The 12,035-nt window shown below is 26.8% G+C and carries 9 protein-coding genes; 5 read left to right on the top strand and 4 right to left on the bottom strand.

The window, feature by feature from the left end:
* Nucleotides 1–30: 30 nt before the first annotated feature.
* The 3 genes from CJF60_RS01060 to CJF60_RS01050 all read left to right on the top strand — a co-directional run bounded on the left by CJF60_RS01060 (nt 31) and on the right by CJF60_RS01050 (nt 1,684).
* The gene (locus CJF60_RS01060) at nt 31–465 is read left to right on the top strand and encodes a hypothetical protein (RefSeq protein WP_084231822.1); all 435 of its coding nucleotides are present in this window, start codon (nt 31–33) and stop codon (nt 463–465) included.
* A gap of 95 nt (nt 466–560) precedes the next feature.
* Nucleotides 561–1,196, top strand: a complete 636-nt coding sequence (locus CJF60_RS01055; protein WP_084231821.1) for an NAD(P)H-dependent oxidoreductase — start codon at nt 561–563, stop codon at nt 1,194–1,196.
* A complete protein-coding gene (locus tag CJF60_RS01050) occupies nt 1,196–1,684 on the top strand; it encodes a Sua5/YciO/YrdC/YwlC family protein (RefSeq protein WP_095279113.1) in 489 nt (162 codons plus the stop codon). The genes CJF60_RS01055 and CJF60_RS01050 overlap by 1 nt, the downstream gene beginning before the upstream one ends.
* Before the next feature lie 4 nt (nt 1,685–1,688).
* Here the strand turns inward: CJF60_RS01050 and CJF60_RS01045 are convergent, their stop codons facing one another.
* The 4 genes from CJF60_RS01045 to yihA form a co-directional block, all read right to left on the bottom strand.
* Complete coding sequence (locus CJF60_RS01045; protein WP_084231820.1) at nt 1,689–3,533, bottom strand: hypothetical protein; 1,845 nt, start codon at nt 3,531–3,533, stop codon at nt 1,689–1,691.
* 131 nt (nt 3,534–3,664) lie between these two features.
* Entirely contained in the window at nt 3,665–5,362 is a 1,698-nt protein-coding gene (locus CJF60_RS01040) for an FKBP-type peptidyl-prolyl cis-trans isomerase (RefSeq protein WP_084231819.1), read from the bottom strand.
* A gap of 118 nt (nt 5,363–5,480) precedes the next feature.
* Nucleotides 5,481–6,671 carry an elongation factor Tu gene (gene tuf, locus CJF60_RS01035; RefSeq protein WP_084231818.1) on the bottom strand — a complete coding sequence of 397 codons (1,191 nt, stop codon included), beginning with the start codon at nt 6,669–6,671 and terminating at the stop codon, nt 5,481–5,483.
* Between the two features lie 215 nt (nt 6,672–6,886).
* Complete coding sequence (gene yihA, locus CJF60_RS01030; protein WP_084231817.1) at nt 6,887–7,450, bottom strand: ribosome biogenesis GTP-binding protein YihA/YsxC; 564 nt, start codon at nt 7,448–7,450, stop codon at nt 6,887–6,889.
* A 344-nt stretch (nt 7,451–7,794) separates the two neighbouring features.
* Between yihA and CJF60_RS01025 the strand changes: the two genes are divergently transcribed.
* Together CJF60_RS01025 and CJF60_RS01020 are read left to right on the top strand one after the other, a co-directional pair.
* Nucleotides 7,795–10,245 (top strand): hypothetical protein, encoded by a 2,451-nt coding sequence (locus tag CJF60_RS01025; protein ID WP_084231816.1) that lies wholly within the window; start codon nt 7,795–7,797, stop codon nt 10,243–10,245.
* Nucleotides 10,246–10,275: 30 nt separating this feature from the next.
* Entirely contained in the window at nt 10,276–11,919 is a 1,644-nt protein-coding gene (locus CJF60_RS01020) for a hypothetical protein (protein WP_143823372.1), read from the top strand.
* The last annotated feature ends 116 nt before the right edge of the window (nt 11,920–12,035 follow it).

The raw sequence follows: 12,035 nt of genomic DNA, 5'->3' as shown, positions 1-12,035 counted from the left end.
TTTATAGGCAAAAGAAGAGAGATTATAAATATGAGTATAAAAGGAATTATCGCCTGAGCAGCATCAATAACATTACTAGCAGTTGCAGGAGCAAGTGCTTTAGGAGTAGTTGTCACTGTTCAAAAAGTTAATGCTGATAACGAGTCTAATTTAATAAATAATAAATCTGCTAATACAGTTTTAGTAGATGTTTTAACTGATTTAAGAAATCATAATTTTGATAAAAAACAAAAAGCAAATGAATTATTTAAAGGATCAATAAGTGATTCAGTTGCTTTAACTCCATTAGAATTAAATAGCTATGGACTAGGCAATTATAACAACAATATTGGAACTTGAAAAGTTAGTTTATTTGTGATTGCTTACACTGAAACAAGTGTAACTTTTAGAATTGAAGTTGGTGAAAATAATAGCGTTACAAGTAGCGATCAAGTTGTGATTAGCGGCTTTAATCAAACAACTTAAATCCTTAATTTTTTAGTTTCATAAAACGCAAAAATTTTGCGTTTTTTTATTCACATTTTATTTGAAACAAATCAAATAAAATGTAAAATTTTAATATGAACGAAAAGATACTATTAATCAAAACAACTCCTAATCCAAGTAATAATGCAATTGGAAAATACCTACTAGATGTAAGTAAAGAAATGTATACTAAATATAATGACAAGGCAGAATTTGAATATATAAATTTAAATAATGATAATGACTTAATGCAAATTCTAACTGAAAATAATTTCTCTACTTTTTATAGTGACGGTGTTTCTCGAAGATGAATTGAAAAAATTCAAGACGTTGATAAAATTATTATAAGTGCTCCAGTTATGCATATTTTTCCAGGAAATGTTTTAGCTAATTTTTTAATGAGAATTACTTTAACAGGAGTAACTTTTAAACATCATATTGATAAGGTAAATAACAAGGTTGTAATTGAGGGATTATTTTCTGATAAGAAAATTTTATTCTTAATTACAAAGGGTGCTTTTTCATCTGAAGAAGTAAATAATGACTTAATTAAAAGAGTTCAAGAACCACTTGAATTTATTGGTTTTAATTTTGATTCATTAATTTTTGATGGTGTAAATGCTAAAGGGAAATTTAGAGAAACACCTGAAGTAAGAATTGCTGAATTTGTTGATCAACTTGAAGAAAAAATATTTGAATTATCTAAACCACTAGAATTAGAATCAGAATAATGATTGAAACAGAACCGAGATTAGTGACTGAAAATGAGATAGTTGCTTTTTCAACTGATACAGTAAATGGCATTGCAATTAGTGCTAAAAATCGCTTAAATGAAATTCATTTATCAAGACTTAAAAAAAGAGATCTAAATAAAAAAATAATTATTTTAGTAAGTTCAATTGAACAAGCAAAACAATTTCCAGAATGAGACGAAAATGCCGAGAAATACGCAAGAATCAACTGACCTGGTAGTGTTTCTTTAATTGTAAATAATCAAGGATTTAGAATGCCTAAGCAAAAAAAATTACTAAAATTTTTAGAACTAAATGGACCTTTTTTTGCAACCAGTGCAAACATTTCTGATGAGTCTATAATTGAAAATTTAGAAGATATAAAAAAAGTTTTTCCAGAAATTAAAAGTGTTTTTAATTTTGGAAAAACTAGTAATCATCCATCAAAAATAATTGATGTAAATAGTAATAAAATTTTAAGAGATTAATTTATTAAGGTTTTAAATTAATAATATTAAAATCAAAAGTTATGCTTGTATTATTGTTATCACCTTTATATTTTAGTGTGATCTTTACAATAATTGCATTAGGGATTGTTTTGGATTCATCTTTTGAATTAATTTGAAAATCAACTAATTTTTCTTTTCAAATTCTGTCAAAGAAAAGTTTTAAAGTTGAAAAAGTTTGTAGTCTTTGATCAAATTTATAAAAGTTTTCTTCAAGTAATTCTTGCTTACTAAATTGAGCAGCTGTAATAGTCATATTTTGTAATTCATCTTTTAATTTATTAAGCATATCTAAAACAGTTTCTGTTTTTAAAGATGAAAGCATTATGAATGAATCTTTTGACATATTACCTGATGTAAAAGTTATATTTAATTTTAATTGTCGATTATCATCGCTAACAGAAGTTAGTGATTTTATTTCATAATTAATATTTAAACTAGCCAATGTTTCTAAATAAGTTTTTACAGTTGGCATTTTCAAAACAGTTGATTTTAAACTTTCAGGACTTAATTCTAATAAGTCATTTTTATTATAAGCACTCGCATTAACTGTTAATTGTTCACCTTGAGCAACGTTATCATAAAACTTACTTAATAAGCTATTATTTAATTCTTCTTCAGTGTAAAAATTATCAATTACAATTGCTTTTGAAAGTGCTTTAGTTGCATTTTCTTTATAGATAGTTAGGTTTAAAATAATTTGATTATTACTTTGACCTTGAGCTAAATTAAATGTAACTTTAATATCATTTTTAAGTTTGTCTTGTAGGTTTGTTTTACCTAAAACTTTGTTTAAATTATTCTGACTAATTGTAGTCAAAAATGTATAAAGATCATCTAAAGTTTTAACACCTGCTTTTAAAACTTCGGTAGTAGTGAATTTTTTTTCTAAAGTACGATTATAACTTAAAACCAAGCTACTTAAATTATTAATAACTCTATTTAGATCTTTATCAGCTTCAACTTGCAATTGTTTAACATTAGGATCAGCAATATTAGTACTATCTGTAATCATAAAACCTTTGATAGTTAAACTTAAATTTGCTTTGTTATTCTGATTATTTTTATCCCTAATTTGAATAACTAAGTCAACATCATTTTGTCTAGCACGAGTAGTTATATTTAATAATTCAAAATTATTAAGTTGACTTCCTAATAAATTATAAGAATTATCATCAACAATTACTTGTCCAATATAGTTTCATTTTTGAAGTACTGTCAGTTGATTTTCTAAATTAAGCACAAAATCAATTGCAGTTAATTTAGTTGTTTTATTTGTATCGTAAGTAAAATTAAGAATATTAACCAGTTTTTTTATTTCATCAAAAATCTGTTGATTATTTTGATCCCCTGAACCAGGATCTACAACTTTTTCTTCATTGGTAAAATTACTTAAACTAAAAGAAACAGTTTTTTGAACGCCATTTAAACTAATAATTGTAGAAATATTTAATTTATTTTTATCATCTGCAAATTCAATAATTGTTGGAGTTGCAGAAATTTTGTCATTAGTTGAAATAGATGCTAATTTTTGCTTAAAAATTAATTCACTATTATCATCAAGAAACTTACTAATTTTAGTATAAAAAACGGCTAATGAATAATTTGCCGAATTAATAATTTCTTTTTTAAAGTCACTAACTTTAAGATTTTCCTTAACATCAAAATTTACATTATTTAATGATTCGTTCAAAACATTTAATGTAATCTGCGTACCATTATCTAATTCACCATCGATAGGAGTAATTATTGAACTACATGAAATTGCTACTGCACTCGCTGTCATTGCAATTAAGGGTGTAGTTCCTAGTATTATTTTTTTAAATCTCATATATATCACCTTTTTTTACATATAAATTATAGCACTTTATTTTGTAAAACCCTATTTTTAAAAATTTTTTTGGTTTTTTTGAGAAAATTTAAAAAACTGTTGTTACACAAGAAAACAACAGTCTAAAATTTTTATAAGGTCTTTAAAAAATCACTATAAAGTTTAAATTCAGCTTCTGAATTTTGCTTTTTAGCAAAATATTCAGCTAATTTTTTGTCTTGATATATAGCATTTAAAGTTTGATCCTTAATTTTGCTTCTAACTTCTAATTCAGATCTATTATTAAGAATTGCTAATTGTTTAATCAATGATTCTTTATTTTCTTCTGATAAAGTAAAATCAATTAAGTTTTTTTCTTTTAAAAACGAAATAATTATAGACTTTTTGTAAGTATCAAGTAGTTGTTCTAAAGCAATACTTCTATATTGTTCAACACTTGTAAATCCTTGACCAACAATAATTTGTTCTAAAGTTACACCATTTTGAATTGCAACAGATCTCATCTCTGAAATTTCTCTATCAACTCTTCTATGAACTTCGGAATTAGCAACTTTTAATTTGTTTTTCTCTAAAAGTGCCTCAATTGAGTCTGAAATATATTTATCTAAATTATTTGTGTAAGTAGTTATTGTTAAATGCTTTTTAGCAATTTCATCTGTATACTCTGCTTTTTTGTTAGTAATTACTTTGTGTAAAGTAATTGTAAAAACTGTTTCTTTTCCTTTTAAATTTTCTGCTTGATAATTTTCAGGAAAGGTAACTTTAATATCAAAAGTTTCACCTTTTTTGTGACCAATAATTTGTTCTTCAAAACCTGGAATAAATTTTTTTGATCCTATTATTAATTGCTGATTGTTTGCAGCTCCGCCGTTAAAAGCAACACCATCTAGTTTTCCTAAAAAATCCATAATTACTGTATCACCATTTTTAACCTCTTCATCTGTTTCATTACTTAAAATGTAATTAGCAGCATTTTTAGTTTTTTCAGCAGTAACTTGTTCATCAGTAATTTTTACTTCAGGAAACTTTAGTCCATCAAGTTTTGTAAAAATATCTTCAGTAAAATTAGTTTTTAATCCGTATAAAAACCCCATTTTCAATTCTTCTTTTTTAATTGAAGAAATATAAGAAAAGGCAACATTACTTACAAAATCCTCTGGATTTTCATTAGCTAATAGAGCATCGATTTCAGGAGCAATTTTTTTATTAATTAAATTAAGTAATTCGGTAGTTCATTCAGATTCTTGTTTGCTAGTTCAGTCATCTTCTTTATAAGAAACTGTAATTCTTATGTCATTAGAATGTTCTAATTTTTCTTTTGAAATAGTTGATTTAGTTAAAATTGCTTTAGTTTTTAAATCATCAGTTTTAGTTTCAGGATTACCTTTTGATGGGTCTGAACCATTTTCTTGTGCTGATTTTTGCTCTAAATCAACGACTTTAATTGTCGCTGTTTCACTGTCATCTCCCTTATTAATAATCAAGTAAACTAATAAAGAACGATTCGTAGTATCTGCGCTTGCTAAAGTAACTTTAGAGATTTGATAACCATCTTTTAATTCATTTTCAAAAGATTTTTTATTAGATTCATCTAATAAATTTAAGAATGAAGTTTCTATATTACTACTCAAATTTTTCAGTGTTTCCTTTAACTTATCTAAATCTTTATTTGAATCATTAGTTTTTACTTCTTTAGGCAATTTATCTACAATTGCTTTAGCATTTACACTCTGTTCAGGATTATTTGGCTGAGCGCAAGCAATTGCTGTTGCTGTTCCTATTAATAAAACAGGTGCTGATAACATTCATAATAATTTAGATTTTTTCATAACTAAATAACTATAACAAAAGATAGTTAATAACTTTTTTATTAAAAATTTTTTTATTTTTTTGAAGAAAAATAAAAAAATGCACTTTGAAAATGCATTTTTGATTTGTTAATTAAGATTAGTTCAAGATTTTTGTAACTGAACCAGCACCAACAGTTCTTCCACCTTCACGTAGAGAGAACTTTGTACCTTCTTCAACAGCGATTGGAGAGATTAAGTTAACAATTAAGTCAACGTTATCCCCTGGCATAACCATTTCACGTCCGTCTTTGAATTCAATTCCACCAGTAACGTCTGTTGTACGGAAGTAGAATTGAGGTTTGTAGTTTGAGAAGAAAGGAGTATGTCTTCCACCTTCTTCTTTTTTAAGTGCATAAACTGCAGCTTCAAAACGTGTATGAGGAATAATTGTTCCTGGTTTAGCTAATACTTGACCACGTTCAACTTCACTTCTTTCAACACCACGTAGTAATAACCCAGCATTGTCACCAGCCATTGCTGATTTTAGTAATTTACGGAACATTTCAATTCCAGTAACAACTGTTTTCTTAGGTTTTTTAGTAAATCCAACGATTTCAACTTCGTCGTTAAGGTTTAATGTTCCTCTTTCAACTTTACCTGTAGCAACAGTTCCACGCCCTGTAATTGTGAAAACGTCTTCAACAGCCATTAAGAATGGTTTTTCAAAATCTTTAATAGGTTCTTGAATTCATTCATCAACTGCATTCATTAATTCACTAATATTTGCTTCGTATTTTGCATCACCTTCAAGTGCTTTTAATGCTGAACCACGAATAACTGGAGTGTTATCTCCGTCAAATTCGTATTGTGATAGTAATGAACGAATTTCTAGTTCAACTAGTTCGATCATTTCTTCTTCACCTTCAAGCATATCCACTTTGTTAAGGAAAACAACTAAACGTGGAACACCAACTTGTTTTGATAATAAGATGTGTTCACGAGTTTGAGGCATAGGTCCATCTGTTGCAGAAACAACTAAGATACCTCCATCCATTTGAGCAGCACCTGTGATCATGTTTTTAACATAATCGGCGTGTCCTGGACAGTCAACGTGTGCATAGTGACGTTTTTCTGTTTCGTATTCGATGTGAGCTGTGTTAATTGTAATTCCACGCGCTCTTTCTTCAGGAGCAGCATCGATTGAAGCATAGTCACGCTTTTCAGCTAATCCTTGTTTTGATAATACAGTTGCAATTGCAGCTGTTAAAGTAGTTTTACCGTGGTCAACGTGTCCGATTGTTCCGATGTTGACGTGAGGTTTTGAACGGTTAAATTCTTCTTTTGCCATTTTTAAATCCTTTCAAATTTAATGTGTATATTGTTTTAGCGCTAAAACCACCATGATTGTCTAGTCTTTCACCTAGAACCTGTCCTTATTTAGCCTTTTTTAGTTTTAAAATTACTGTATGTAAATTAAAAACAGCCTTTTTATTTTAATATAAAAAACTTAAAATAAGTATAAAAATTTTCAGCCATTTTTGAGTAATTTTTTAACACTTTTTCCTAGCTTTTAAAGACTGCTAAAAGTCTTTGTTGCAAGTTATTAACATTAGTTTTTTTAGTTGAAGAAACGAAAAAAACTTCATTTTCTAGTTGCTTTTTTAATAAATTTTGTTTTAATTGATGTTTTTCACTCTGATTTAACTTATCTAACTTGGTCGCAACTAAAATTAAGTGTTTGTCTTCTTGCTTAGCCCATTCTAGAATCTTTTCTTCATAATCACCTAGACCACGCCTTGCATCAAATAATAAGACAACTGTTTTTAAGTTGCTTGATTGATGAAGAAATTCATCAATCATTTCTAGCATTAATTGCTGATCTTTTTTAGACATCAAAGCATAGCCATAACCAGGTAAGTCAACATAATAATTATTATTTTCATCAATAAAATAATTAATCAATCGTGTTCTTCCAGGGGTGTTACTTGTTCGTGCAATTGTCGTTTTTGCTAAAGCATTAATTAAGGAACTTTTGCCAACATTTGAGCGACCAATAAAAACAACTAGTGCCTTAGGACTAGTCAATCAATTAGATTTATCAGAAGCACTTTGGACAAACTTTCACATATATAGAAAGAATTTTAACCTAATAAAGCACTTCTATAACTATTTTTTTAAAGCGTTTTAAAAAAATAATAAATTTATACTTTTTTTAAGTTATTTATGCACTCTTGTTACAATTTAAAAGACAAAAGTGTCGTAAAATTATTCTTAATTTTAACTAGTAATTTTTAACCTTAAATTACTTAGATCTAGCCCATTTAATTATTAAATCGGCATCGATTTATAAAATTGATAGCACCAATTTTATAAAATTTCTAAAAAAGTTAAGTTTTTTAGAAAAAAAAGTAAATAAAAATTTTTGTGGTAAATTTTACTAGTACTTATTCAGACATTCGTAAGGGGATATTATGAAAAAGAAAATTTTAATTATTGCGACTACAGCAATTGCTACTTTAGCCATTGGTGCTGGAGCAGCTACTGCAGTAGTTACTTTAAATAGACAAGAACAAAAGCAAATTTCAAACCCAATTTTAATAGATGGAACTAATCAGCCTGCTGATCCAGTTAAACCAGTTCAAAAACCTGGTAGTGATTTAATTATAGTTGATAAAAGTGGTCAAGCACAAAGCGAAGTTTCATCTTCAGAATTTTTAAATACTTATAAAAGTAATTTAGAAGCACAAAACTTTAAATTTCAAAATAGTTCATTTACAATTGATGAATTTGTTTCTTATTTAGAAAAAGTTAGTCTTTCAAATTCAAAAATCAATCTTGTAAAATCATTTAATACTGAATTTAATGATTATTTAAATAGTCAAAGTGCTGAAGTTGAATTTGAAATTTTATCACTAGAAAAACTAGATAATAATGACTTAAAAATAAATTTAGAGTTAATACTTAATAATGAAAAAGTTGCTTCTCATATTTTATTAAGTGGTTTTCATGTTGGTGAAAAATCAACAACTACAACAACTAATAACGAAGTTAATGATGAACCTGAATCAGGAATTGTTTTTGAAAAAGAAAATGAACCTCAAGCAAATAACCAAAATACAGAAGCCATTAATAAAACTAATGAGTTATTTTCTGAATTAAATACTCTTTATGCAAATAAATTAATTTCATTAGCTGATAAAAATAAAGGTGCACCTGAAATTTATGAGCAATTTAATCGTTTAAGTAATGTTTCTGAAAAAATTTCCTTACTAAATTCTTTCTTTTCATTTGCTAAATTAGATGCTTCACTAGTTAAAACTTTTGAAGTATTTCCACCTGAAAAATTCTCACGTTCATTAGGTTTTGAATTATTCTTGTCTCAAAATGATCAAGTTACCGTTTTAAAATTTGCCTTTACAGATTTAATTAGCTTAGCTGATGAATTTGAAAAAAACTGAAAAGAATTTCATGATTATTTTGCATTAAACCATTTACAAACAGATGGCTCAACAACTGCTTATTTATTTAATGAAAAGGTTAAAAATATGGATACAAGCGCTTTCTTAAATGAAGTATCAAAAATCCAAACTGTATCTGAAACTAACCAAGCAATTCTTGAAAAAATTAATCATGTTTTTGATTCAAAATACGAAAGTAAAAAAATACTTTCTTGAGAATATCAATATCCAGAAAATAATTTAGCACCAGGAAGTTTTTTAATTAATTTAACTGTTGAATTTAATGAAATTAATTATCAAGTAGCAGTTATAGTTGATGGATTTTTAACTGATGCTGATTATCAAGTTAAAGTTTCACAAGATAAACAAAAAGCACTTGAAGAAGAAAATCAAAAAGTGCAAGACAGTGCAAAAACCCAACTTGAACAAGATAAAAAAGCTTTTGAAGAAGCTAAAGTTTTATTAAAATCAAACCTAGTTTTTAAAACAACTTCAGATTCACAAGCATATTATAAAAAATTAAGTGCTTTGAACCCACAACAAATTATTAATGAAGTTGCAAGTCAAGTTCAAAATGAAAAAGTTAAAGAAAACTTACAAAAAGCAACAGTAACTTCTGCAGTTGTTAAATTTAATATTAACGCTAAAACTGAAGCAGAAATTGTTACTGTCAAAGTTTCATTAAAATACGGAGAAAATGTTTTAGAAACAACTTTAAAATTACAAACTAATTTAAAAGTTGAAGATGCTTCAGGAGTAACTTTTACACTTGATAATGCTAACGCAGAATTCTTATTAGATATGGCTTATCTAAATCGTTTTTCTGCTAATACATTTAAAAAATATCTCGGTGATTTAAATAATGTTGCTCCAGTTTGATGAACTAAATTTAATCAAGCTGATTTTCAAAATATTAAATTATTACCATTAACACATACAACAAAAGATTCTTTAGTTTTAAGAGTAAAACTAAAGAATGGAACTAGTTTTGATGTCAATATCAAAGCAGGAATTGCTTCAGAAAATAGCCTTGTGCAATTTCAGGCATTAGTATCTTTATATTACAAAATTATTAACGCTTTAGAAAGTAATTGAGTAGCAGCATATCCTGATACACAGGCTTTAAATAGTTGAACACCATTAAGAACAATCAATAATAAAGATGTAAATGAAATGCAAAAACGCTTATTCTTTTTCAATAATAAATTATCTAAAAAAGAATTAAATGGTGACACTGTACAAAGTTTATTTATGAGCAAATTTGTTGATAATGTAATCTTTTATTCAGCAGGTCAATATGAACAACATGAACGCATTAACATCGCTTTAATGCTTTATCGTATTGATGAAAAAGGTAATAAAAAAGAATGAAAATATATTGCTAGAAAATTATATTCAGCTAAACCAAATTTCAATGTTGGACCATTTGAATATATGCTTAGATTAGGACTAGTAAGACAATAAAAAAGTCTTTTTCAATTAAGGAGATAGATGATGAAAAAATCTTTAAAAATTTTGTCAATTAGTGCTGCATCTTTAGCATTAACAGGAGCCATTGGAATCGGCTCTTATTTTGCTATTTCTGCTAAAAATCATGAAGCAGAAATTAATCAAATTAATGCTTTAAATCAGGAAGCAAATTCAGTAACACAAAACGGAATCTTAAATGATGTTGCTAAATTATTGGACAATCAAAAATTTAAATTTAATAATACTTTAGCTAATGTTGAATTAATTACTCAACAAGTTTTATCACTATCAAATTCACTTTCAAAAACAAGTTATATCATGTATCAAAATGACAAACTTATTGAGATCCTAAATAATTATCGTGCAATTACTTTCGAAGTCAAAAACGTCGATTCTACCGATAAAAACAACATGATTGTAAAACTTAATTTAAAATTAAATGAACAAATTAAGGAAGTAAATTTTACTTTATTTCACGAAGCAAATAGCAGTCAAAATAATGGAAATAATAATGACAATAATGCAGATAAAAACTTATCTGTAAATCAGCAAGCACGCAAATTATTTGATACTTTAAAATCAACTTATGATAAAAAAGAATTTGCAGCAAAAGGATTAACAGATAAAAATCCAAGTGAAATTTATGCAATGGTTTTAACTGCTAAAACTTTAAAAGATAAACTAGATCTTATTAAAAAGATGATTGATCTAGATGAAAGAATTACACTAGATAATTTACAAAATATTAGTTTAGTAAAACCAAGCGAAAGAGACTCAACTTTAACACTAGAAATTAACCTTTCTAAATCAGAAAGTTTTCAAGTTTTAAGAATTAAAATTACAGGTCTAAAAAGTTTATATTTAGAATTTTTTAATTACTGAAAAACATTTTCAAATTATTTAGAAGTTCATCCTTTAAGAGTTAAAAGTTCAAAAACAAGTGACAGTTTTTATAACAGAAGAGTTAAAGATAATAAGGGTAATGTAAACTTTGAAAATTACTTTTCATTAATCACTGAAGACATCATAGATGAGCCTGAAAATCAACGTATTTACGAATACTTATTTTCACCTTTACCAATTGAATATTCATCATTAATTAAGAACAAATTAAAATATACAATTGAACATGAAACAGGTTTAACTGATACTCATCAAGGTCGTTTTAAAATCATTGTTTCAGTTTGATATGCTAATGTAAATTACACAGCTTATGGTTATGTTGAAGGCTTTACTTCACGCCGTGATTTTGAAAATGCTGAACGTATTAAACAAGAGCAAGATAAAGAAACAGTTGAACAAAAAATGAACAACTTAAGAACACTTGCTTCAAATAAAAAATCTCTTGTTGAAAAAGAAAAATCATTGTATTCAGTTTGAAATGAATTAAGAAAATTACAAAATCATGTTCTGTTAAATAAGTTATATCCATTAATTACTGATGGTGATAAATTAAGAACTTTTGTTAATCAAGGTGTTCTTAATAAAGCAGTTTTAAAAACTGATTTTATTAAAAATTCTGCAGGTGTTTATGATGCTTCAAAAAGCGTTATCAATCTAGAATTAGAAGTTGCTTATGAAGATCAAAAAATTAATCTTTCACTAGCATTTAATTCACAAAAAGTCTTTGCTACAACTAGTGAACAACGAGCTTTTGAGCAATCTTAAACTTAATACAAATTGCAGTTTGATACTAAAAACTGCAATTTTTCTTACAAAAATGTCAAAAAAGTAATTTTTACACTTTTTGGACTTTCCAATATATAATATAAACGTAAAAAAAC

The sequence above is a fragment of the Mycoplasmopsis agassizii genome (genome assembly GCF_002272945.1).
GTDB lineage: Bacteria > Bacillota_I > Bacilli_A > Mycoplasmatales > Metamycoplasmataceae > Mycoplasmopsis_B > Mycoplasmopsis_B agassizii.
The sequence above is the reverse complement of the archived record's forward strand: the minus strand, read 5'-3'. Positions and strand labels throughout refer to the sequence as shown.